General features: G+C 56.9%; 22 protein-coding genes, 1 tRNA gene and 1 pseudogene. 17 read left to right on the top strand and 7 right to left on the bottom strand.

Annotation, left to right across the window (positions count from 1 at the left end):
• Window positions 1-90 precede the first annotated feature (90 nt).
• The 3 genes from JOD69_RS06810 to JOD69_RS06800 are packed head-to-tail and all read left to right on the top strand — an operon-like array spanning window position 91 to window position 2,775.
• Entirely contained in the window at window positions 91-996 is a 906-nt protein-coding gene (locus tag JOD69_RS06810) for a LysR substrate-binding domain-containing protein (RefSeq protein ID WP_077730325.1), read from the top strand.
• Entirely contained in the window at window positions 996-1,925 is a 930-nt protein-coding gene (locus tag JOD69_RS06805) for a quinoprotein relay system zinc metallohydrolase 2 (protein ID WP_086134248.1), read from the top strand. Before JOD69_RS06810 ends, JOD69_RS06805 begins: the two co-directional genes overlap by 1 nt.
• Window positions 1,926-1,956: 31 nt before the next feature.
• On the top strand, window positions 1,957-2,775 hold the full coding sequence (locus JOD69_RS06800; RefSeq protein ID WP_086134247.1) for a quinoprotein dehydrogenase-associated SoxYZ-like carrier: 819 nt from the start codon (window positions 1,957-1,959) through the stop codon (window positions 2,773-2,775).
• A gap of 63 nt (window positions 2,776-2,838) precedes the next feature.
• Here JOD69_RS06800 and glgX read toward each other — a convergent pair whose 3' ends face one another.
• Entirely contained in the window at window positions 2,839-4,935 is a 2,097-nt protein-coding gene (gene glgX, locus JOD69_RS06795) for a glycogen debranching protein GlgX (RefSeq protein WP_280858750.1), read from the bottom strand.
• Between the two features lie 356 nt (window positions 4,936-5,291).
• Between glgX and JOD69_RS06790 the strand changes: the two genes are divergently transcribed.
• The 7 genes from JOD69_RS06790 (at window position 5,292) to tadA (ending at window position 14,118) form a co-directional block, all read left to right on the top strand.
• Window positions 5,292-5,522: a hypothetical protein gene (locus JOD69_RS06790; RefSeq protein ID WP_139841078.1), complete on the top strand. Its 231-nt coding sequence runs from the start codon at window positions 5,292-5,294 to the stop codon at window positions 5,520-5,522.
• A gap of 294 nt (window positions 5,523-5,816) precedes the next feature.
• Window positions 5,817-6,596 carry a bacterial ammonia monooxygenase, subunit AmoC gene (amoC, locus tag JOD69_RS06785; protein ID WP_210023817.1) on the top strand — a complete coding sequence of 260 codons (780 nt, stop codon included), beginning with the start codon at window positions 5,817-5,819 and terminating at the stop codon, window positions 6,594-6,596.
• 709 nt (window positions 6,597-7,305) lie between these two features.
• Window positions 7,306-9,453: a YgiQ family radical SAM protein gene (locus tag JOD69_RS06780; RefSeq protein WP_086134246.1), complete on the top strand. Its 2,148-nt coding sequence runs from the start codon at window positions 7,306-7,308 to the stop codon at window positions 9,451-9,453.
• Window positions 9,454-9,574: 121 nt separating this feature from the next.
• A complete protein-coding gene (locus JOD69_RS06775; protein WP_139841077.1) occupies window positions 9,575-10,486 on the top strand; it encodes a hypothetical protein in 912 nt (303 codons plus the stop codon).
• 107 nt (window positions 10,487-10,593) lie between these two features.
• A complete protein-coding gene (gene guaB, locus JOD69_RS06770; RefSeq protein ID WP_086134245.1) occupies window positions 10,594-12,057 on the top strand; it encodes an IMP dehydrogenase in 1,464 nt (487 codons plus the stop codon).
• 20 nt (window positions 12,058-12,077) lie between these two features.
• The gene (guaA, locus tag JOD69_RS06765) at window positions 12,078-13,655 is read left to right on the top strand and encodes a glutamine-hydrolyzing GMP synthase (RefSeq protein ID WP_086134244.1); all 1,578 of its coding nucleotides are present in this window, start codon (window positions 12,078-12,080) and stop codon (window positions 13,653-13,655) included.
• A gap of 10 nt (window positions 13,656-13,665) precedes the next feature.
• The gene (gene tadA / locus JOD69_RS06760; RefSeq protein ID WP_086134243.1) at window positions 13,666-14,118 is read left to right on the top strand and encodes a tRNA adenosine(34) deaminase TadA; all 453 of its coding nucleotides are present in this window, start codon (window positions 13,666-13,668) and stop codon (window positions 14,116-14,118) included.
• On the opposite strand, the gene mltF is transcribed toward tadA, so the two are convergent.
• On the bottom strand, window positions 14,115-15,644 hold the full coding sequence (gene mltF, locus JOD69_RS06755; protein WP_240502514.1) for a membrane-bound lytic murein transglycosylase MltF: 1,530 nt from the start codon (window positions 15,642-15,644) through the stop codon (window positions 14,115-14,117). The two genes, tadA and mltF, sit on opposite strands and share 4 nt — an antisense overlap.
• A gap of 73 nt (window positions 15,645-15,717) precedes the next feature.
• Here mltF and JOD69_RS06750 point away from each other — a divergent pair.
• A tRNA-Ser gene (locus JOD69_RS06750) sits at window positions 15,718-15,810 on the top strand.
• Window positions 15,811-15,877: 67 nt separating this feature from the next.
• Here JOD69_RS06750 and JOD69_RS06745 read toward each other — a convergent pair.
• Entirely contained in the window at window positions 15,878-16,144 is a 267-nt protein-coding gene (locus JOD69_RS06745) for an AlpA family phage regulatory protein (protein ID WP_139841076.1), read from the bottom strand.
• Between the two features lie 412 nt (window positions 16,145-16,556).
• Complete coding sequence (locus JOD69_RS24995) at window positions 16,557-16,685, bottom strand: hypothetical protein (RefSeq protein WP_276205391.1); 129 nt, start codon at window positions 16,683-16,685, stop codon at window positions 16,557-16,559.
• A 153-nt stretch (window positions 16,686-16,838) separates the two neighbouring features.
• On the opposite strand from JOD69_RS24995, the gene JOD69_RS06740 reads away from it, so the two are divergent.
• Complete coding sequence (locus tag JOD69_RS06740; RefSeq protein WP_077730313.1) at window positions 16,839-17,129, top strand: nucleotidyltransferase family protein; 291 nt, start codon at window positions 16,839-16,841, stop codon at window positions 17,127-17,129.
• The gene (locus JOD69_RS06735) at window positions 17,126-17,506 is read left to right on the top strand and encodes a DUF86 domain-containing protein (RefSeq protein ID WP_086134241.1); all 381 of its coding nucleotides are present in this window, start codon (window positions 17,126-17,128) and stop codon (window positions 17,504-17,506) included. Before JOD69_RS06740 ends, JOD69_RS06735 begins: the two co-directional genes overlap by 4 nt.
• A gap of 160 nt (window positions 17,507-17,666) precedes the next feature.
• On the opposite strand, the gene JOD69_RS06730 is transcribed toward JOD69_RS06735, so the two are convergent.
• From JOD69_RS06730 to JOD69_RS24560, 3 genes are all read right to left on the bottom strand, one after another.
• Complete coding sequence (locus JOD69_RS06730) at window positions 17,667-18,176, bottom strand: GNAT family N-acetyltransferase (RefSeq protein ID WP_168183824.1); 510 nt, start codon at window positions 18,174-18,176, stop codon at window positions 17,667-17,669.
• On the bottom strand, window positions 18,163-18,456 hold the full coding sequence (locus JOD69_RS06725; RefSeq protein ID WP_168183823.1) for a DUF1778 domain-containing protein: 294 nt from the start codon (window positions 18,454-18,456) through the stop codon (window positions 18,163-18,165). Before JOD69_RS06725 ends, JOD69_RS06730 begins: the two co-directional genes overlap by 14 nt.
• Window positions 18,457-18,559: 103 nt before the next feature.
• A complete protein-coding gene (locus tag JOD69_RS24560) occupies window positions 18,560-18,958 on the bottom strand; it encodes a hypothetical protein (protein WP_240506962.1) in 399 nt (132 codons plus the stop codon).
• A 466-nt stretch (window positions 18,959-19,424) separates the two neighbouring features.
• Here JOD69_RS24560 and JOD69_RS06715 point away from each other — a divergent pair, with 466 nt between their 5' ends.
• From JOD69_RS06715 to JOD69_RS24550, 4 genes and pseudogenes are all read left to right on the top strand, one after another.
• Window positions 19,425-20,207: a PH domain-containing protein gene (locus tag JOD69_RS06715; RefSeq protein ID WP_168183821.1), complete on the top strand. Its 783-nt coding sequence runs from the start codon at window positions 19,425-19,427 to the stop codon at window positions 20,205-20,207.
• Window positions 20,207-20,428 (top strand): hypothetical protein, encoded by a 222-nt coding sequence (locus tag JOD69_RS06710; protein ID WP_086134237.1) that lies wholly within the window; start codon window positions 20,207-20,209, stop codon window positions 20,426-20,428. The genes JOD69_RS06715 and JOD69_RS06710 overlap by 1 nt, the downstream gene beginning before the upstream one ends.
• 296 nt (window positions 20,429-20,724) lie before the next feature.
• Window positions 20,725-21,612 carry a DUF3262 family protein gene (locus JOD69_RS25200; RefSeq protein WP_086134236.1) on the top strand — a complete coding sequence of 296 codons (888 nt, stop codon included), beginning with the start codon at window positions 20,725-20,727 and terminating at the stop codon, window positions 21,610-21,612.
• A 65-nt stretch (window positions 21,613-21,677) separates the two neighbouring features.
• A pseudogene (locus JOD69_RS24550) lies at window positions 21,678-22,075 on the top strand (DUF3577 domain-containing protein); the annotation flags it as partial.
• Between the last annotated feature and the right edge of the window lie 34 nt (window positions 22,076-22,109).

Genomic DNA, 22,109 nt, shown 5'->3' with positions numbered 1-22,109 from the left:
TGTAGCGGATGGGTCCATCAAATTCAAATCGATATTCATGAATTTTCCATTACTTTTCATGATGTTACGCATATTTATGCAGAATCATGTATGAACTTGCAGTCTCTCCTGACCTTTGCGATCGTGGCAAAGCTGAAAAGCATCACTCGAGCCGCTGAACAGCTGAACCTAGGCCAACCGGCCGTCTCCGGGCAGCTGAAGTTACTTCAGGATGCCGTCGGAGAACCGCTGTACGAGCGAGTCGGCCATCAAATCGTTTTGACACCGGCAGGCCAAGGTCTACTCGAATACGCCGAACGCATGGAACGCGACTATCGCGAGGCGAAGGACTACATCCGCCGCTTACAGCAGGTCAACGTCGGAACCTTGCGCATCGGCTCGACGATGACCATCGCCAGCTATTACCTACCCGAATACGTCGTGAGACTCCAAACCGACTACCCCGGCGTGCATGTGTATATCAATACCGGCAATACCCAAGAAATCGTGCAAAATCTTCCGGAGTTGGATTTGGCTTTCATCGAAGGCCCGGTCGCGACCGAGCAGTTATCCGCGCCATTCCGCATGCTGCCGTGGAAAGAGGACGAAATCGTGCTGATCGTCCCCCAGAATCATGAAATCGCGGAAATTTATCCGGAGGCCGTTCCTCTCGATGTTTTTACCCGCTACCAAATCATCTGGCGCGAACCGGGATCGGGTGCGAGGCAAGTCGTCGAAACCGCGTTGGCCGAAGCGCATATTACGGCGCCGGTCAATATCGAGGTGATGGGCGTCGCGGGCGTGAAAGAGTCTGTCCGGGCCGGACTCGGTATCGGTTTTGCATCCATTCAGGCCATGCGCCATGAAAATAACAGCTTGGTATCACGGCGGATCAACCCGCCCGATGGCCTCCGCTGGCAGTTGAACATCATCGCGCCCGAAGCGAAAATGCGGTCGCGGGCCAGCCGCGCTTTGCTCGATCTATTGATCGCCAACGAAAAAGACACAAGACCTTAATGAAAGTTCCAGTTATTGCGCTTATCCTATCGCTCACCGCGCTAAACGCCCCTGCCCAGACCGACATCCCCAAACTCTCGCTTCAGCAGGTCGCGCCGGGCATTTACGTTCACCAGGGCGTCCACGAACTGCCGGATAGCCACAACGGCGGCGAGATCGCCAATATCGGCTTCATAGTCGGCCAGCGTTGCGTGGCGGTGATTGATACCGGGGGCAGCCCGGAGCAAGGCCATGCCTTGAGAAGCGCCATCGAATCCATCACCACGATTCCGATCTGCTACGTCATCAACACCCACGTCCATCCGGATCACATCTACGGCAATATCGCATTCAAACAGCCCGGCGTCAGTTTCATCGGCCATCACAAGCTTGCCGAAGCCATGGCCATGCGCGCGCCCTTTTATCAAGAAAAGGCCGAGCGCGATCTCGGCTTCAGTTTAAAGATCGAGAACTTCGTGCCGCCCGATCATTCGGTTCGGGACACGCTCGTGCTAGAGCTCGGCGCCAGAACGCTGCTTTTGAGGGCACACAAGACATCCCACACCGACAACGATCTCAGCATTTACGATGCTCAAACCAAGACCCTTTGGCTTGCCGATCTCCTGTTCATGGGGCATTTACCCGTGGTTGACGGAAGCCTCAATGGCTGGCTCGCGACGATCGAGCAACTCAAAACGATCGATGCCAAGCTGGCGATACCGGGACACGGCCCGGTTTCGGCCGATTGGCCTGAGGCGCTGGAGCCCGAGGAGCGCTACCTCAGGACTTTGCAGTCCGAGATCAGAGCGTTCATCAAAGATGGCAAAACCATGGAGGATGCCATGGAGAACGTCGGTTTATCGGCCCGCGATGACTGGCAACTGTTCGACGAGTTCCATAAGAGGAATATTTCCACTGCATTCGCCGAACTGGAGTGGGAAGACGACTAAATCCCCGAACACTTACCCGGAGAGTAACTCAATGAAACAATTGATAGCGTTAAACAAAGGCCTATGGTTAGCCTTGGCCTACTTACTAGCAGTAACCGGCTCCGCGTTCGCCGCCGGCGAGGAAGAAGCGGCCTGGAACGGCGGACTCAGACAAAAATTTTTCGGCGACCGCGCAATCGAAGAGGGCAACCAAATCATCGAATTGACCGCCCCTTATCGCGCAGAAGATCCGGCCTTGGTACCGATCCAGATCAACAGCAAGATTCCGCAGACCAAGGATCGATACATCAAGACCGTGACCTTGATCATCGACAACAACCCGGTTCCATTCTCCGCCAACTTCCACTTCACACCGGACAGCGGAAAAGCCGACCTGGCCATGCGGGTACGCGTCAACGCCTACACCCATATTCGCGCCATCGCCGAGACCAATGACGGCAAGCTCCATATGAACAAAGTGTTCGTCAAAGCGAGCGGCGGCTGCTCGGCCCCCATAGGCACCGATCTTGAGGCAGCCATGGCACGCATGGGCAAGATGAAGTTCAAGCTGGACAATGAAAAAGCAGCCTTGCAACAGCCGAATTTGGCTCAACTGCTCATCAGTCATCCGAACATCACCGGCCTGCAGATGGATCAATTGACCCGGATGATCAAGCCGGCTCACTTCGTGGAAGAACTAAAAGTCAGCTTCAACGACAAACCGGTTCTCACGGCACAGACCGATATCGCCATCAGCGCCGACCCGAATTTCCGCTTCTATTTCGTGCCGGAAACGGCCGGAGAGTTGAAAGCCGAAATTCGAGACAATAAAGGAAATCAGTTTTCGGCCACTCAAACGGTAACGCCGTGAATGTTTCGTACATGTCTTAGAAACGCAAGACGGCCGGGACAGCCGGCCGTTTTCATTTTCAGACTAGCGATTACGCTCCGCAAGCAACACGATCATACTGCGCTCCTCGATCCGAATGGATGAGTTTCCGCCGAACGGGATGCCGTCGCCCGGCCGGCAAATATCGAAAGGCGGCGCGGCACTGGTATCGATCACCCTAAGCCAAGCCGAATCGTGCGGCAGATCCGGCAGTACGAAGTTTGTCGCATAGGTCAGCGGATTGAAGAGCAGACAAAGGTCTTGCCCTCCTTCTTTTTCCGCATAAATCCGACATCCCACCGCGCTCTCCGAATGCCAGTCGGGAACCTGCCCGGACGGATTGAACCAGCTCACGTCTTCTGGCCTATAGAACCTTTCCGACGACAGAACCGGGTGACGCGCGCGAAAGGCAATCATATTCCGCACGAATTCGAAGAATTCTTGATTCCGCGCCAGCAACCTCCAGTCGTACCAGGAAATCTCGTTGTCCTGGCAATAAGCGTTGTTGTTGCCTAGTTGAGTGCGACAGAACTCATCTCCGCCCAAAATCATCGGCACCCCGCGGGAAACGAAAAGCGTGGCGATGAAGTTCTTCATCTGCCTGAGCCGAATTCGATTGATGATCGGATCGTCGGTCGGACCTTCCACGCCGTAGTTGGCGCTGTGATTATCGTTCGAACCGTCCCGATTCTCTTCGCCATTGGCCAGATTGTGTTTGTACTCGTAGCTCACCAGATCGTTCAGCGTAAACCCGTCGTGACAGGTCACGAAGTTGATGCTGTTAACCGTCGCCTTCCCGCTATGCTCGTAAAGATCGGCGCTGCCGCATAATCGGCTGGCAAAAGCTCCGGCCGTGCCGAGATCGCCGCGCCAGTAGCGCCGCACGTCGTCACGATATTGGCCGTTCCACTCCGACCAGCGCTCTCCGGGAAAACGTCCGACCAAGTAGGCGCCGCCCGCATCCCAAGCCTCGGCGATCAGCTTTACGTCGCGCAGAATCGGGTCCTCGGCAATCTGCTCCAAGAGCGGCGCGTTGGCCACCAGATGGCCGTTGCGGTCTCGCCCCAAAATAGAGGCCAGATCGAAGCGGAAACCGTCCACGTGCATCTCCACGACCCAATACCGCAGACAGTCGAGAATGTAGTTGCGAACCACGGGATGGTTGCAGTTCATGGTATTGCCGCAACCGGAGAAATTCTTGTAGCGACTTTTATCGTCTTCCAGCAAGTAATAAATGCTGTTGTCCAGACCGCGGAAGTTGAGCGTCGGTCCGGTTTCATCGCCTTCCGCCGTGTGGTTGAACACAACATCGAGCAGCACCTCGATTCCGGCTTTGTGCAGGGCTTTGACCATCGTCTTGAATTCGTCGACCTGACAGCCGGGATACAGACGACTGCCATACCCCTCGAAAGGCGCGAAAAAAGCGATAGTGTTGTAGCCCCAGTAATTGCGGAGCCTCTCTCGGGTCAGAGGATTAACCGCGGTAACCTCATTAGGATTGAACTCCTGCAAAGGCATTAGCTCAACGGCCGTGATCCCGATCCGTTTGAAGTACGAAATTTTTTCGATAAGACCAAGATAACTGCCCGGCGACCTGACGCCGGACGATGGGTGCACCGTCAAACCGCGTACATGCGTTTCGTAAATCACCAGGCTAGACCATGGATGATAAAGTGGTCGATCGTCCTCCCAGTCAAAGCCGTTGCCGGTAACAAGATTTTTGGCGGCCACCGGGTTTTCTCGCTCGGAATCAGCGAGCGCAGTTGGTTTGGCATGAGGAGAAAAACCGGCAAAATTCCACTGTAGCGGCGTGGCAAGCGCCGTCGCGTATGGATCCAGCAGCATTTTCGTCGAATCGAAACGATGTCCTTGTTCAGGTGCAAAAGGCCCATCGACGCGAAAGGCGTAAACTAGATTCCTTCCTGCCCCCAGGACACAGATATGCCACATGTCGCCGGTCTTATGATGTTGCGAATCGAGCTCGATGACTTGAAACGGCTTGCTGGCATGCACATCTTCGAACAAAAGCAACCAAACGCGGGTCGCATGCCGACTAAACAGGGAGAAATTCACCCCGCCTTTGTGCAAATGAACTCCATGCGGAATAGGAGATCCCGCCGAATAGGAATAACGGGGCTTCATAGAGGGAATAACTGTGGTCGCATGATTGACGGATTTCATAAAACACGGATCGACGGTCTTGCGGTGGACTTGCATCAGTACCAATAGCTGCGCCGGTACTACCGCCTCGCCGATCAAGCGCCTCCCTTCTCATGGCTGGCTTATGAATGAGCCACAAACAATCCGCTTTACATTAGGCCGATCTTATCATCCTGATCACGGAACGAAAAACCCGCCCACTTCCGCATAATGGACAAACCGAATACGCAAAGTACACGAGTCGAGCCCGTCGCCACGCTGGCAGATCACCTCTTTTAGCTTGTTTTTCAAACGGTACTTGGATTTACGAACTTGCGGAAGATGGCGACGGCACCGTATTGACCATCACTGAACGAGAAAACATCCATAGCCCGCTGGCTCGATTCTTCGAACGCTTCGTGATCAGCTACTACGGTGTCATGGACGTCTATCTGATTGCCGCTGGTGATAAAGCTGGGCGACCCAGCCAGACCCCGCAACATCTCAGCGTAAAAATCGACGATCCGAGCCTGTCAGCCCGATCCGATCGGCACCAAATCCTGCCATCAACTTCGTCGAAAAATAATTGACACATCCTAGTTGACATCACTTATAAGCCGAGCATACAGTATTGACTCGATACCATTGGCTGCGGTTGGGCGTTCCGACAAACCTGCCGTACGCCGAAAAGTATCGGGATAGGCCCTGTATTTAGGGTTTCGAAGGGCTTCTCCGTATTTTCAACGCAGAAGCCGCACAGTTAAAAATTTCTTCCTACGGATCGGAATTTTTTTGTGCAGCTTTACTCTAAATCGGGGTCAGAGATGTCACGTACGTACTCTGGCATTCATTGGCAATTAACAACAAGCAATGGAGGTAAAACTATGGCTGCTACAACAGCAGGTGGCGTGGAAGCAAAAGAGCAACCCTTACTTAACGTAAAGTGGCTGACTTTTGCGTTCATGCTGTACACGGTCTTTTATTTTTGGGTTCGGTGGTATGAAGGGGTCTACGGCTGGTCCGCCGGTCTGGATTCGTTCGCACCGGAATTCGAGACGTACTGGATGAACTTCCTGTACACCGAAATCGTACTGGAAGTGGTCACCGCCTCGGTTCTGTGGGGCTACCTGTGGAAGACCCGTGACCGCAACCTGGCGGCACTGGCGCCGCGGGAAGAACTGCGCCGGAACATGACGCACCTGATTTGGCTGTTTGCGTATGCATGGGCCATTTACTGGGGTGCGAGCTACTTCACCGAGCAGGACGGCACCTGGCACCAGACGATTGTTCGCGACACCGACTTCACGCCGTCGCACATCATCGAGTTCTACCTGAGCTATCCGATCTACATCATCACGGGTGGTGGCGCGTTCCTGTATGCGCATACCCGCCTGCCGCACTTTTCGACGTCGAAAGGCTTGTCGCTGGCGTACCTGATTCTGTGGACCGGTCCGTTCATGATTCTGCCGAACGTTGGCTTGAACGAATGGGGTCACACCTTCTGGTTTATGGAAGAGTTGTTCGTAGCGCCCTTGCACTACGGCTTCGTGATCTTCGGCTGGCTGGCATTGGCCATCATGGGCGTGTTGCTGCAGGTGTTTGCGAGCATCTCGAACCTGATCGGCAAAGACCTCTGCCCGGATATACCACCGGCACAACGCTAACGGCGTCTTAGCTTAGTTTTCTAAGCACTGTTTGCGTCTACAGCCACTGCCTGGAGCCACGCTCTCAGGCAGTGGCTTTTTAATGCGTGAAGGAAATAAGCATTGATTACGTATTCTTAACAATTTATTTGCTTATATTAAATTCGCTTGCTAGGATTTTCTTGAGCACGCATTCAGTAGGCGTTTTGCGGATCTCTACTTTACCGCCACTCTACCGATCGATGCCGCATGGTACACTGCCCCCGCTTGCTGGATGCCATCTATCTATGAGCAAATTGCAAAATACATCTAAGCGTCTTCTTCGAGTCGTCGTCGGTGGACGTTGGGGTGTGTTTGCTTGGAGCCTATCCGGAGCAAGCGCGCTAGCCGTTGTTCTTTGGGGGCTCAAAGCCGTCGCTATTCCTTTATTGATGCTTAAAACGGCATCATGGGGCATCTGGGGACTGGGCGTTATCCGCGAATCCAAGGCACGCGCGCCATTAAGACCTTAGCCTCTCCCTTAGAAACCATTCGATTTTCGTTACAGGCTTCGCCCATCTTTCGTTCTTGGATTTTTGTGAACGAAAAGCCGGCCGATCGGCTTTTTAGCGCCTAAGGCGGGATTTTCGCGTTAGAATCCCCAGTTAAATTCTCAGGTACTGTACGGGGAGTCGTGCTCTCGATTCTCTCCTGTTCGATTCCTTTCATTTGTCTTCTTCGCTAGTTCGCGATGAACATTACTCCCGATCTTTTTTCTTACCGAAAATACTGGGCCAAGCGCTTCGGAACAGCACCGCAACTCCCCATGAGCCGCGGCGACATGGACGCCTTGGGCTGGGACTCGTGCGACATCATTATTGTAACGGGCGATGCTTACGTGGATCACCCAAGCTTCGGCATGGCGATCATCGGCCGGCTGCTGGAGGCTCAGGGCTTTCGAGTCGGCATTATCGCGCAGCCGGATTGGACATCCGCCGACGATTTTCGAGAACTCGGCAAGCCCAACCTGTTTTTCGGCGTCACCGGCGGCAACATGGATTCCATGGTCAATCGCTACACGTCGGACCGCCGCGTCCGTTCGAACGACGCTTACACACCCGACGGAGCCCCCGACAGACGCCCGGACCGTTGTGTCACTGTCTATTCGCAGCGGTGCCGAGAAGCCTTCAAGGATGTGCCGATCGTTCTGGGCGGGATCGAGGCGAGCCTCCGCCGGATCGCCCATTACGATTATTGGTCCGACACAGTGCGCCGCTCGGTTTTGCTCGATGCCAAGGGGGATCTTCTCGTATACGGCAATGGCGAACGCCAGGTGGTGGAGATCGCCCACAGGCTTGCAGCGGGAGAATCCATCGACCAATTGACCGATATTCGCGGAACCGTGTTCATCCGCAAACAGACACCCGCAGGATGGACCGAACTCGACTCCACATCCGTGGATGCGCCTGGAAATCAGGCTCCCAAACTGAATCCTTATCACGGGGAATCACCCGGATGTACGAAGGAAACTTCCGGCAGTAAGTCCGAAGCGCTGATCCGCCTGACCAAACGCCGAACTTCCGGCGATCGATTGGTCATCCGCCTGCCGGCATATGAAGCGGTCAAAGCCGATCCCGTCCTCTATGCTCATGCCTCGCGCGTTTTGCACCAGGAGACCAATCCCGGTAACGCTCGGGCGCTCGTGCAGCGACACGGGGACCGCGACGTCTGGATCAACCCGCCGCCCATTCCGCTCGGCACCAAGGAGATGGACGGCGTCTACGGCCTGCCCTATTCGCGCCTTCCCCACAAGTCTTACGGAACCGGCAAGATTCCCGCGTTCGAGATGATCCAGCATTCGGTGACCATCATGCGCGGCTGTTTCGGCGGCTGCACCTTCTGCTCGATCACGGAACACGAAGGGCGCATTATTCAAAGCCGTTCGGAAGACTCGATCATCCGGGAAATAGAGACCATTCGCGATACCTCGCCGGCCTTTACCGGAGTCATCTCCGATATTGGCGGACCGACCGCGAACATGTACCGGCTCGCCTGCAAGGACAAAGCGATCGAAGCTGCCTGCCGCCGGCCGTCCTGCGTATACCCCGGCATCTGTAAAAACCTGAATACCGACCACACGGCGCTAATCCGGCTTTACCGCCGCGCCCGCACACTGCCGGGCATCAAGAAGATCTTGATTGCCTCGGGATTGCGATATGACCTCGCCGTGACTTCGCCTGAATATGTCAAAGAACTCGCAGCCCATCATGTCGGCGGTTATTTGAAGATCGCGCCGGAGCACACCGAACCGGGCCCCTTGTCCAAGATGCTGAAACCGGGCATCGGCACTTACGACCGGTTCAAGGCTTTGTTCGACAAATACTCGAAGGAGGCCGGAAAGGAGCAATACTTGATCCCCTACTTCATCGCCGCCCATCCGGGTACCACCGACGAAGACATGCTGAATCTCGCACTTTGGCTCAAGCGCAATGGATTTCGGGCCGATCAGGTTCAGGCCTTCCTCCCCTCCCCCATGGCCACCGCAACCGCCATGTATCATTCCGGAAAGAACCCGCTGCACCGCGTCACACGCACCAGCGAAACGGTGTTTGTTCCCAAGAATCTTAAGCAAAGGCGCCTGCACAAGGCTTTCCTCCGATACCACGACCCCAACAACTGGCCGATGCTCCGGGAAGCCCTGAAACGCATGGGACGCGCAGACCTGATCGGAAACGGCAAGCATCATCTGGTACCGACATGGCAGCCCGAAGGCATCGGAAATCAACATGAAGGCACTCGAATCGCCCGCAAGGCGCTGCCGTTCCGAACCCAGCACACCGGCCTGCCGACGACCAAGACAAAGACACCGCGCAAATCGAGACGGATGAGCAAATCTTAACGAATCACCGATACAACTGGACTTTTACTTTATGGAAAAACAACCCCGTTTTTCCTTAAGATTCGAACTACTTGACCTGCCCGAGAAAACTCAAAAATCAAAAACCACCTTGGAGGAAGAGATGCCGGACCTCAATTTGCTGGCCGCGACGCGGACCATTGAAAAATCAATGCCGTTCGTCCTTTATCGACTGCTGGCATGCTTAGCGATAGCGTTTGCCTATGTCTTTATGACGGCGGCCGGTGCCGGTACCGCTATCGGTCTGGGTTCCTTGAGCCAGAATCCAACCGCATTCGCTTCGGCCGGGGCCGTCGCCGGATTCATCGGATGCGCGTTTTTAATGTATAAGCTTCGCGCAACCTTTCTTTATCACATCAAGGCGGGAAATCTGGCTTTGTTGGCCGAGCAGTCCAAGGGACAATCCATTCCGGAAGGCAAAGCCCAGATCGATTATGCGAAACAGCTCGTAGCACGGCGCTTTCCCAGCGCTTCCGGATTGATGGAACTGGATCTCTCCGTTAAGGAAACCCTGCAAAAACTTCCGGAAACCTATTTAGGTCCCGCTCTAGACAAGATGAACAATCCGAGACTCTCCCAAGCGTTAACCTGGATCGCGGGTCGGATTTTTTCCGCCAACGATCTAGCGATTTTGGCTTGGCTTTTCTTCACGAATACGGCCGATCCTTGGCGCTCGGCTCGAAATGCGCTGGCGGCTCACATTCAGCACTTTTCGGCACTGTTCAAGAACCGTCTTTACTTGAGCCTTTTTGAGCTCTTGGGCTTTGCAGTCGCTTTTGCGGTACTTTTGATCCCGATCAAGAACATCGCCGGCGCGCTGCCCGTATCCGTCGGCCTGTGGCAATACGTGTTTACCGCCGCGTTCGCCTGGACTCTGAAAGCCGCATTTTTTGAGCCCATAGCACAGGCTGCCATGGCACAGACCGTTTTCGCGTTGATTGGACAGGGAATCGATCCCGATTCGGAAATGGAGCTCAACCGAAGAGCCCCTGTGTTTTCGCAACACTCACATTAGAACCACACCGCGAGGTATTCGAGCTCCATCTTCAAACCTAGACCTGATATTGCAACATATAGATATCTACAATAGAATCTGTAAATTTTAGTTGGCGGGAGCAAACCATGCATGTCGTTCAAGAAGCGCTCACATTCGACGATGTCCTCCTTATTCCTGCTCACTCGGCCGTACTGCCGCGCGACGTCAGCTTAAAAACCCAACTTACCCGCAATATCAGCCTCAATATTCCTCTGCTATCCGCGGCCATGGACACGGTAACCGAATCCCGCCTGGCCATTACCATGGCCCAAGAGGGCGGAATCGGCATCATCCATAAGAACATGACGGTCGACCGTCAAGCCTATGAGGTTCAAAGCGTCAAGAAGTACGAAAGCGGGGTAATCAAAGAGCCGATCACGGTTTCTCCGAATACCACTATTCGCGAAGTCATGGAATTGACCCGCTCGAGAAGAATTTCCGGCGTGCCCGTTGTGGACGGTGAAAATCTCGTGGGCATCGTCACCAGCCGCGACCTGCGGTTCGAAACCCGCTACGACGAGCCGGTCACCAAGGCCATGACGCCAAAGGAAAAGCTGGTCACGGTGCAGGAAGGCGCCAGCAAGGAGGAAGCCATCCACCTCCTCCATAAACACCGGATCGAAAAAGTGCTGGTCGTTAACAACGACTTTCAGCTTCGGGGACTGATTACTGTCAAAGATATCCAAAAGGCCAAAGACTATCCGCAGGCGTGTAAAGACGAGCAGGAGCGCCTTCGTGTTGGCGCCGCCGTCGGCACCGGTCCCGGCACCGAAGAGCGAGTAGCCGCGCTGGTCGAAGCCGGCGTCGACGTCATAGTAGTCGACACGGCTCACGGACACTCCCAAGGCGTTTTGGACCGCGTGCGCTGGGTCAAGCAGAACTTCAAGCAAGTGCAGGTGATCGGCGGAAACATCGCCACCGGCGAAGCGGCAAGAGATTTGGTCAAGGCGGGAGCGGATGCGGTGAAAGTAGGCATCGGCCCCGGTTCCATCTGCACCACCCGCATCGTGGCCGGCGTAGGCATCCCGCAGGTAACGGCCGTGGCCAATGTCGCGGAAGCGCTCAAGGGATCCGGGATTCCTCTCATTGCTGACGGCGGTATCCGTTATTCCGGCGACGTCGCCAAGGCATTGGCCGCGGGCGCCTACTCGATCATGATCGGTGGACTGTTCGCCGGCACCGAAGAAGCCCCCGGCGAAGTGGAGCTGTACCAGGGGCGGTCATATAAATCCTATCGAGGAATGGGCTCGTTAGGCGCCATGGCCCAGCAGCAGGGTTCGAGCGATCGCTACTTCCAGGAAAGCACCGATGCCGAAAAGCTCGTCCCCGAGGGCATCGAAGGCCGTGTCCCCTATAAAGGCAGCCTGATCGCCATCATTCACCAACTGATCGGGGGCGTACGTTCGGCCATGGGCTACACGGGTTGCGACACCATCGAAGCCATGCGCAACAATGCCCGCTTCGTTCGAGTCACTACCGCCGGGGTTCGGGAAAGCCACGTACACGACGTGACGATTACCAAGGAAGCACCCAATTACTGGCTCGATTAGAAAGGCAAACGTACCTGTCCATGGCATTAAATATCCATTCCCAAAAAGTTTTAATTCTCGATTTCGGATCGCAATACACACAATTGATCGCACGCCGCATCCGGGAGATCGGCGTGTATTGCGAGATTCATCCGTACGATTGCAGCGAGCAATTCATTCGCGAGTATCAGCCTCAGGGCATCGTTCTCTCGGGAGGGCCGGAAACCGTCACACTGGCGGACACTCCCCGCGCCCCCGCCATCGTGTTCGATCTGGGCGTGCCGGTACTCGGCATCTGCTACGGCATGCAAACAATGGCCGAGCAGCTGGGCGGCCGAGTGGAAGCCTGCACCCACCGCGAGTTCGGTTATGCGCAGATTCGCGCCCACGGCCACTCCCGCCTGTTATACGACATCGAAGACCACACGACGCCGGAAGGTTACGGTCTGCTCGATGTTTGGATGAGCCATGGCGATCAGGTAACGGCATTACCGTCCGGCTTCAAACTTATCGCCTCTACCGAAAGCGCCCCCATTGCGGGCATGGCCGACGACGCGCGCGGCTACTACGGCCTCCAGTTTCATCCGGAAGTGACCCATACCCGACAGGGGAAGCGCATCCTTGAACGTTTTCTGCTGGATATTTGCGGCTGCGAAGCCCTATGGACGCCGCGCAATATCATCGAGGACAGTTTGCAGACCATTCGCGCCAAAGTAGGGAGCGACCGGGTGGTTCTCGGGCTTTCCGGCGGCGTGGACTCCTCGGTTGTCGCGGCGCTCCTGCACAAAGCCATCGGCGATCACCTCACCTGCGTATTCGTCGATACCGGGCTCCTGCGCCTCGACGAAGGCGATCAAGTCATGACGACCTTCGCGCAGCATATGGGCGTCCACGTCATTCGAGTCAATGCCGAGGACAGATTCCTGCACGCGCTCGAAGGCGTCGACGACCCGGAACAAAAGCGAAAAATCATCGGAAGACTGTTTGTCGAAATCTTCGACGAAGAGGCAGGCAAAATCACCGATGCCCGCTGGCTGGCGCAAGGCACGATTTATCCGGACGTGATCGAATCCGCCGGCTCCAAGACCGGCAAAGCCCACGTCATCAAGTCCCATCACAACGTGGGCGGCTTGCCGGAAAACATGAACCTCAAGTTGATCGAACCGCTGCGGGAATTGTTCAAGGACGAGGTCCGACAGATCGGACTGGAGCTCGGCCTACCTTATGAAATGGTATATCGCCACCCGTTTCCCGGCCCCGGCCTGGGTGTGCGCATTCTGGGCGAAGTCAAAAAGGACTATGCCGATTTGCTGCGCCGCGCCGACGCCATCTTTATCGAAGAGCTTCGCCGGCACGAACTTTACGACAAGGTCAGCCAGGCCTTCGCGGTATTTCTGCCGGTTAAGTCGGTAGGCGTCATGGGCGACGGACGCCGCTACGATTTCGTCGTCGCGCTGCGCGCCGTTGAAACGATAGACTTTATGACCGCCCGCTGGGCGCATCTGCCTTACGACTTTCTCGATCTCGTCTCTCGCCGGATCATCAACGAAGTACCCGGTATATCAAGGGTAACCTACGACATCTCGGGCAAACCGCCGGCCACCATTGAGTGGGAATGATCCCCTGTCCATGGCTCCCAGCGACGAAGACTGGATGCGCCATGCCCTGGCGCTTGCCGAACAGGCCGGCGACATGGGCGAAGTGCCGGTGGGCGCAGTGCTGGTCAAGGACAATGCATTGGTCGCCGAAGGCCGGAACTGCCCGATCGGCACGAACGATCCTACCGCTCACGCCGAGATCATGGCGCTTCGGGCGGCCGGCGCGAATCTCCGCAACTATCGGCTGGTCGATACCGTTCTTTATGTGACGCTGGAGCCTTGCGTGATGTGCATGGGCGCCATCATTCACGCCCGGGTGAAACGGATTGTGTTCGGCGCCCCGGATCCCACGCGAGGCGCCGTTTGCAGCGCGTTGCAGCTAGCCGATACCGAGTTCCTCAATCATAAGGTCGCATATCAGGGCGGCGTCTTGAAGGAGGAGTGCGGCACCCTCCTCAAGCGCTTTTTTCAGGAACGACGCTAAACGCCCTCGGCCCGGGACTTTTCCGGTCCCATCGCCATCTTGCCGGTTGCATTTTCCTCGGTGAGCCAAACCAGCAGATCGTAGTACCGGCGTATGCTGTTCACATAATGAACGGCCACGGCGCCACGCGCTTTACCGTACTTGGTTTTGCGATACCAATTCGGTTTCCCGAGCAGAGGCAACACTTTCTTGATTTCGATCCATTTGTCGGGATCGCCACCGCGCCGCGCAACCAGATTCCGGGCATCCTCGATGTGGCCATAACCCAGGTTATAGGCCGCCAAGGCAAACCAGGTACGATCCGGGTCTTCGATCTGCGACGGAATGTTAGCCAAAGTCTGCCGAAGATAAGACGCGCCGCCCAAAATGCTTTGGACCGGATTAAATCGATCAGTTACTTTCAGCTCCTTGGCGGTGACGCCGGTCAACATCATCATGCCGCGCACACCTTCGGCGGAGACGGCCGTGCTGCGCCATTTCGATTCCTGATAAGCAATGGCCGCCAAAAGGCGCCAATCGATGTCATAACGTCTGCCCGCCTGCACGAACCATCGCTTGAATTTGGGCAGACGGGTCAAATAATCGCGACGTAGAGAACTGTCCAAAGCCACGTCGAATGCTTCCGCGTGGCCGTAATAACGATCGATCAACTGATCCAGTGTCTTGTTTTCCTTGATCTCCCGAAAAAACCGAACGGTCTCGTCATATAGGCTGGAATCTTCGGACATGGGCAAAGCCCAGGCTAGCTCCCGGGTTTTGCCGATATCGAAGGCGACTTGCAGCTTCGGATAATAGCGCCGCATGATCAGTGCTTGATCCGAATTGGCGACGGTGTAATCGACCAACCCTTCACTGACGAGAAACAGAAGTTCGTGAACGTCCTGATCGAAATTGATTTGCCAATTAAGGTCTCGATAGTTGCGCTTCAGCGCTTTGAGAGTGTTGACATGGCTGGTACCCGCCGAAACCTCCAACACGCCTCCGGCCAAATCGGCGATGCTGTTCGGGCGCGGACGACCGTCACTGTACAAGACTTGTTCGGTAAGAACGCGGTAAGGCGGTGCAAAGCGTAGTTTCTTTTTCCTTACCACATCGATAAGCAGCCCTGCTGCCGCTATATCCGCGCCTCCGTCATCAAGAGTCTGGATTGCCTGCTTAGCCGAATCCGACACTATAAATTTCACTTTGACATCGAGGCGCCTGGCGAATAGCTCGGCCAAGTCATGCTCCAGACCAACCGCTCCATTGACACTTTCATAGTAAGTGGAAGGCCCGTACCGGGTTACGACCCGCAGTTCACCGGATTGCTTGATCCGTTCCAACTGGGTTAAAGGCCGGGATGTTTCTTGAGTACACCCCGAGAAAGAAGCCGTGAAGAAGAGATAAGCGAGGAAACGGAAAACGTTGGATTGCTTTAATGCTGATTTTTTTTGTCGCCCCCTTATGAATTTGTTTTTATCGTCTACATTTTTCGCATGATCTAAACTTCGGCCCAAGGTGTCTTTCAGGTTTAGGCCGAAGGGCATGACTTCAGACAAATTCATGTCCCCCACCATTTAGTTCTCAACAAGAGTGTCGTATCATATCAGCCTTTTCCGGGGAGAGGTACCGAAGCGGTCATAACGGCGCCGACTCGAAATCGGATGGTCGGGGAAACCCGGCACGAGGGTTCGAATCCCTCCCTCTCCGCCAAATCAATAAGTTACGACTAGTTTCGTAGCCCACCGCAGTTCTCATCCCATCGCCGTAGTGCATGACGTTACACGCCTTGGGAGGCTCTCGAAGCTATCCATGCCTCCACTTCCGCCCGGTTCAGGCGCACGCAACGAGGCCCCAAACGGATCATTCTGGGGAATCGACACCCTAAATAGCCTCGAATCGCTTGCGGTACGTCTTCCTTGGACTTCTTTCCTTGTGCAATTTGCTGATCATAATCGCCGGCCTGAATCATTCTGTAGACCGTTGCGCGACTCACGGAGATGATCTTTGCGGCATCTGTAATGGTTACCAATGCTTTTTCGCTCATTACGGTCCTCTCAAATTCGTCCAAACGATAATGGAAGTCAGACTTGATTGAACGCAGTTTCCTGATTTATGAAATTCAGCCTGCCTACATTGCACAACGCTTCAAAAACAGTGGCGACGGGAAAGGTTGTCAAATTTGCGATCAACTTGCGCTTTCTTTAATGCAGCATACCGGGACTCCTAAGGGGATGGGCATACATTCGAATCGTATCCGGGGCGCCAATTGAATTATTAATCAGGCCCGTAAATACCCTCCTGGTATTTCGGGCCGCCGCCCAGGTCGGTTACACGCCCGGCCTGGGCTCACGCGGCTTGTCGCCGCGCCGGGGCATCCCTGCCCCGGATTAACCCGGCCTATAAATATAGGCCGGGTTAATAACCCCTCGCGTCCACACTTAATTCGATGTGCCGGTTCACAGTTTGGCGATGGCTGCCGTGGGTAACCACAAGGTGAGCGGGGCATCGGGGAATCGTTCGAATTCGAAACGCTCATAATAGCGCCTGGCGTGCTCGTGCTTGGCATCGACCACAACGCCGACCATGCCGATTTCCTCCGAGAGACGGAGACACCGGGACAGCGCGTCGGCCAATAGCAGTTCGCCCGAGTCCCGCTTTGCTGTTCTCGAAAATCGTTCTTGAAATGCTATTATCGGTTTCTTACCGTCTCAACGAGTTGAGATAAGGAAAGGTGTCACATGCGACCATCCGTTGCGCTCAACCTCAAACGAAGCGCCATCCGCGAAGCGGCGAGCCGCTTCCGCGCGGCGAACCCGCGCGTCTTCGGCTCGGTACTGCACGGCACCGACCGGGACGGCAGCGACCTCGATCTGTTGGTGGATGCATTACCCGGCGCGACGTTGTTCGATCTGGGCGGTTTGCAGGACGAGCTGGAAGCGCTGCTCGGCGTCCATGTTGATCTCTTGACCCCGGCCGACCTGCCGCCGAAGGTCCGGGCCAAGGTGCTCGCGGAAGCCCAGCCGGTATGAGCGAGAGCCGCCTGCCCGACTACCTCGACCACATGCGGCAGGCCGCGACGGATGCGTGCAGCTTCGTCGAAGGCTTGAGTAAAGATGACTTTCTGGCGGACAAGCGCACCCAGCAGGCCGTCATCATGAGCCTCATCATCATCGGTGAAGCCGCTACGAAGGTAATGGACGGCTACGCCGAGTTTGCGAACACGCACGCCGAGGTGCCTTGGCGCAGCATGCGCGGCATGCGTAACCGCATCGCCCACGGCTACTTCGACATCAACCTCGACATGGTGTGGGACACGGTGCAAACGGCGCTGCCGGGGCTGCTGAAGCAACTATCCGCCGTGCGCCAGGATGCCGACGACGAAAACCGCTATGGGATCGAACCATGACGGACACCATGAACACATCCAGTATCGAGGCGTTGGCCAGCGCCTGGGCGCGGATCGCCAATGAGCACGGATGAGATCATGGCCCTAACCCGCGGCGAAGATTGACAGGGTATAGGTCGATACTAACCCCTCGCGTCCACACTTAATTCGATGTGCCGGTTCACAGTTTGGCGATGGCTGCCGTGGGTAACCACAAGGTGAGCGGGGCATCGGGGAATCGTTCGAATTCGAAACGCTCATAATAGCGCCTGGCGTGCTCATGCTTGGCATCGACCACAACGCCGACCATGCCGATTTCCTCCGAGAGACGGAGACACCGGGACAGCGCGTCGGCCAATAGCAGTTCGCCCAAGCCCCGATTTTGATAGCGATGGTCGACCGCCAACCGGGCCAAACGAGCTACTGGCAATGGGTAATTCGGAAAGCGGGATTGATACCGGGACGGCAACTGATCCCTGCGAATGGCCGACATGGCCAGACTGTAATAACCGAGAATCGCAGCACCGTTGACGGCGACGTAGGTTCGGCTGACCTTGGTTTCGGCATGTTGACGCGCAAAGCGTTTGAGATAGCCGTCCAGTTCCGGGTCGCCGCAGGTAAAGCTTCGCCGATCATGATGGACGTGAAGCGCCTCGATCGCTTCCGGTAGAAAACCGTCACGAGGATTCACGTTCGGATTGCCATTCACGATGCCGTTGCATGGCGGCCGACAATTTCGGGCGGGGCTTGTCGGTATGGTCCAGAGCCGTAAAGAAAGCCTCCCAGTCACGCGGCGACAGCGTCATCAATTCCGCCTCGCTGAGAACTTGTTTGGCGCGCTCCTGCGCGGCGCCCAGTAGAAAGGCACTCACGGAAACGCCGGCCGTGGCTGCGGCGCGAACGATCAGTTCCTTGATTTCGGGCGAGGTCCTGAGGTCAATGCGCTCGTAGGGTGTGGTCGCAGTAGGCATGGCGGTCTCAATCATTGATACGGAAATTATACGGATCGAGTTTATATGACCTCGGAACTTCCAACAAGGTTCCGTACAGATGCCGTATTGGCACATTTCGCTTTCAACCTCCTTCACGACCGCCTTGATACATTGAAACCGGCTCAAGAAGCGGAAACCGGTCACCGGCGAATGATCGGTTTTGGGTGGTCATCGGGCGAAAAATCGGGCATCTATGGCTCATTGCAAACAGCGGCATTCCCCAGGAGTCCAGGGCATGAGCAATCAGTTTTCGGGCGTCGGCAACCTCGGTCAGGCGCCCGTGCTTCGCACCGTCCAAGTCGATGGCGAGGATCGGTCGGTGGCGGATCTGCGCGTCTACTTCGATCGCAGCGTGCCGCAAGACGATGGTTCCTTCGAGGATGAGGGCGGATTCTGGCTCAGCGTCAGCGTGTGGGGAGCCCGTGCGGAATCGGCGGTCAAAGTGCTCCGCAAAGGCGCCCGGATTCAGGTCGATGGCCACGATTGTGTCGCCATTTTTTGCAAAACCTTTTGGGACTTCCGAGTCACCAAAAGGAGCAAAAACTTGGCGACAAGTTATTGCCTGCGGCGCCCCGGACGCCCTGCGTTCGACCGGTCCCGACCCGACAAGGGGTCGGAACCTGGCTCCACAATGGCTCGACGCCCGGTCGCGATGCCTTGTGGATGGCCTACGACCGTTGCTAACGCAACGACCTTCGGCCATCCACCCGGCGCTCGGGCTTCCGGGGACTACTCGACTCGCTCGCATTCGCATCGCTCCATGTCTCGCAGCGGCTGCGGGAGGAATCCTGGGAGGACGCGGAGGGCACCGAGCATCGCGCATTACGGCTGACGGCCAGTCGCATCGCCATCGATCCGGTGTGCATCGAATCCGTCACGTATCGGCCGCGTGCCGGTGCGCCCGTAGAGACGCCCGGCGATTTCGGCGAAGAGTAACGGGAACCCCGATGCGGATCGGCGACGTCATCTACAACCTCGACGGCCTGCCGTTCCGTTCGTTCGGCCTCGCGACCCGCATGCGCGAATTGCTGTCGGACGAATCGGGGAGGCGCTATGCGGTGGAAAGTTGTCCCGACGGCGGTTTCATCCTTCGGTGCGAACCGGAGTTTCAGCGTGCCGAAGCCGTTTCGGCACGCCGATCAAACGAACCGACGGCGCAAGCCGCGCGTCCTGGCGGGTTGTTGCAGCGAACCGAGAGGCACTCGATGAAGATGGATTCGGAAAAAAGAGCCGCACGAGTATTCCGACCCGCCGTGTTGCGAGCGAATGCCGCTTGGCTGCCGGTATTGGGCATCGGCGTGCTGCTGGCATTTATTCCGCACCGCCTGCTGAGTTCCCTCCTGGGCTTATTGCCGGTCGATCCTTCGGCGCTGAACACCGGGCTGACCTGGACGCTCAACGGCTTGACACTCATGGGTGGTTTGCTGTCCGGTGCCCTGCTCTTCTGGCTGTGGACCGAATGGCTGTCGGCCGCCTATGTGGTTTCCGAGACCGGGGTCGAAGCCCGCGAAGGTCTGGTTGCCCGCGATACCGTGGGCTTGCGGTTTCAGGACATCCGCTCGATCACCCTCAGCCAATCCTGGTTCGAGCGTCTGGTGAACATCGGCACATTGGAATTGGCTTCGGCGGGCACCGACGGCAGACCCGTGCGGTTCGTCGATATCGCGTGGCCGGGACGCGTGAAGGCCTTGATCCAAAATCGCATGAACCGCGTTGAAGGAGATGATTGATGAGGCTCTGGCGAATCGAATGGCTGTTTGCATTGATTTCCCTGTCCAACGCGGCGGCGGCCAATGAGTCTGTGGATGAGCGCGTGAACCTGCTGCCGACCGAGCAGGAATTGGCCCAGCGCGACGCCTGTCCAGGGGGCGGCGTTTTGCGCTACGCCGGGAATCCGCCGTATGCCGGTTTGCCCTGGCACCTGATCGAGTCGGTCCCCGCGATCGGCTGACAACACGCCGCGCTCAGCCGGAACGAGGCCCCGTGGATCCGAAAGCTCAGCGGTCCCGCGCGTCCGGTACGCATTTTCGAACACGACGGGGTAAACGTTGTCCTGTTCGATCTGTGCAGGCCGCACCGCTGCGACGCCGAATCCCTGTACGGCGTCATTGTCTTGCCGTCCCTGGATTACGGGCTGGTTTTGAATGAACAGGGCCGCTCGCGTCGGTTGGGATCGCATACGCCGGTCACCGATGCGGCTCTGGCCTGCGCGAAATCGATCGATGAGCGTCGCCGGGAGCCCGTGACGTGGGCGTAAAACGCCATCCTTATCCGAAAGCCTGGCGCACGGCGTTGGTCACATTAGCGGTTATGTCAGGCATCGTTTTGGCGGCAGGGAACTATGCCGATTATCTGGGCCACCTGGCGAGGGTGGAGTCCGGAGACAACCCCGGTGCCCGCAATGATTACGGGTATTTGGGTCTCTACCAGATGGGCGAGCAGGCCTTGGCAGAAGCCGGCTATTACCGGCCCGACGGCACCGCGAAGAACGACTGGCGGGGAAGCTGGACCGGGAAGGACGGCGTCCGGAATACGGCCGATTTCCTGAGCCGCCCTTCGGTGCAGACTCAGGCGGTGACCGCCTACAGTGCCGCCCAGTGGTCGCAGATCAAGAACCTGGATCTCGACGGCTATCTGGGACAAACGGTCGGCGGCGTCCTGATCACACCGTCGGGCCTGCTCGCCGGCGCTCACCTGGTCGGCGTCGGCGGGCTGCGCCGCTTCCTGAGTTCGGGCGGAACCGGCTCGGTCCGGGATGGCAACGGAACATCGATCGCCACGTATCTTTCGGCTTTGGGCGGGTTCGATGTCTCGGCAGTCATGGGTGTGTCCGGTGCCCCCTCCGCCGGCTCGGCCACACCCGCACCGGGGGCCACGATCGGGATAACCTCGTCACCCCACCCACCGCTTTCGCCCTCGGCGGCATTCGCCACCGGCGCCGGCATCGGCCTCGGAGCGGTAAAGGCCTTGGTGCTACAGACGCTGGCCGTGGGGCTGTTGCTGTGGACCGCCTGGGTGAGTCTGATGCAATACATCGGCTGGCGCCGCGAGCGGCTGTCGCTGATGCAGGTCCAGACTCATATCGTCAAGGCGACGGTATTGACGATGCTCGTATTGTTCGTGACCTTGGCTTAGACGAGTTCCAACCGTGGCGACTGCGGCTTAGTCGCACCCTTCACCATCGCGGGCCTGCTCGAACGATGGTCGTTCCTTCGGGAGCGCCGCAGGCATCTTCAACCTTCTCCGGGGGAACCCATACCCCGGTCGGGTCGGGATTTCTCCGGTTCATTCATGCCTATAGGAGGAACACCATGAATCCACCTGACGAGAAATACTTCGACCTTCATATCACCGGCGTCGGCTATCTGAACCGCGTGCGTGAGGCCCCGATCAGACGCGGCCAGCCGTTTCTGGCGGTCGAGGTATCCGCTCTGCACGGCGCGGCGGATGCCGTCGAATATACCCGCTTCGATTGCCGGGTGAACGGCCAGGATGCACAAGCGGTTGTCCGCCAATTGATGCCGGCCATCCAGGCGCGCCAGGCTGTGCTGGTCGGTTTCAGGCTGGGCAGACCGGCGTCAGCCTGAAGGCCCGGCTGCTCTATATCGCCTGGGCCAAGGTCGACGGTCAGC

This window comes from Methylocaldum sp. RMAD-M (assembly GCF_017832375.1).
Lineage (GTDB): Bacteria > Pseudomonadota > Gammaproteobacteria > Methylococcales > Methylococcaceae > Methylocaldum.
This window is presented reverse-complemented; position numbering and strand designations above follow the sequence as displayed.

Excerpts from the sequence above, each read along its gene's own strand:
- JOD69_RS06810 (WP_077730325.1), top strand. The coding sequence starts at position 91 with ATGAACTTGCAGTCTCTCCTGACCTTTGCGATCGTGGCAAAGCTGAAA.
- JOD69_RS06725 (WP_168183823.1), bottom strand. The coding sequence starts at position 18,456 with ATGCCTACTGCGACCACACCCTACGAGCGCATTGACCTCAGGACCTCG.
- JOD69_RS24995 (WP_276205391.1), bottom strand. The coding sequence starts at position 16,685 with ATGGTCGGCGTTGTGGTCGATGCCAAGCACGAGCACGCCAGGCGCTAT.
- glgX (WP_280858750.1), bottom strand. The coding sequence starts at position 4,935 with ATGAAGCCCCGTTATTCCTATTCGGCGGGATCTCCTATTCCGCATGGA.
- JOD69_RS06745 (WP_139841076.1), bottom strand. The coding sequence starts at position 16,144 with ATGAGCGAAAAAGCATTGGTAACCATTACAGATGCCGCAAAGATCATC.
- guaA (WP_086134244.1), top strand. The coding sequence starts at position 12,078 with ATGGCATTAAATATCCATTCCCAAAAAGTTTTAATTCTCGATTTCGGA.
- tadA (WP_086134243.1), top strand. The coding sequence starts at position 13,666 with ATGGCTCCCAGCGACGAAGACTGGATGCGCCATGCCCTGGCGCTTGCC.
- JOD69_RS06805 (WP_086134248.1), top strand. The coding sequence starts at position 996 with ATGAAAGTTCCAGTTATTGCGCTTATCCTATCGCTCACCGCGCTAAAC.
- JOD69_RS06775 (WP_139841077.1), top strand. The coding sequence starts at position 9,575 with ATGCCGGACCTCAATTTGCTGGCCGCGACGCGGACCATTGAAAAATCA.
- JOD69_RS06735 (WP_086134241.1), top strand. The coding sequence starts at position 17,126 with ATGAGCGAGAGCCGCCTGCCCGACTACCTCGACCACATGCGGCAGGCC.
- amoC (WP_210023817.1), top strand. The coding sequence starts at position 5,817 with ATGGCTGCTACAACAGCAGGTGGCGTGGAAGCAAAAGAGCAACCCTTA.
- JOD69_RS06800 (WP_086134247.1), top strand. The coding sequence starts at position 1,957 with ATGAAACAATTGATAGCGTTAAACAAAGGCCTATGGTTAGCCTTGGCC.
- JOD69_RS06715 (WP_168183821.1), top strand. The coding sequence starts at position 19,425 with ATGCGGATCGGCGACGTCATCTACAACCTCGACGGCCTGCCGTTCCGT.
- guaB (WP_086134245.1), top strand. The coding sequence starts at position 10,594 with ATGCATGTCGTTCAAGAAGCGCTCACATTCGACGATGTCCTCCTTATT.
- JOD69_RS06710 (WP_086134237.1), top strand. The coding sequence starts at position 20,207 with ATGAGGCTCTGGCGAATCGAATGGCTGTTTGCATTGATTTCCCTGTCC.
- mltF (WP_240502514.1), bottom strand. The coding sequence starts at position 15,644 with ATGCCCTTCGGCCTAAACCTGAAAGACACCTTGGGCCGAAGTTTAGAT.
- JOD69_RS06780 (WP_086134246.1), top strand. The coding sequence starts at position 7,306 with ATGAACATTACTCCCGATCTTTTTTCTTACCGAAAATACTGGGCCAAG.
- JOD69_RS06740 (WP_077730313.1), top strand. The coding sequence starts at position 16,839 with ATGCGACCATCCGTTGCGCTCAACCTCAAACGAAGCGCCATCCGCGAA.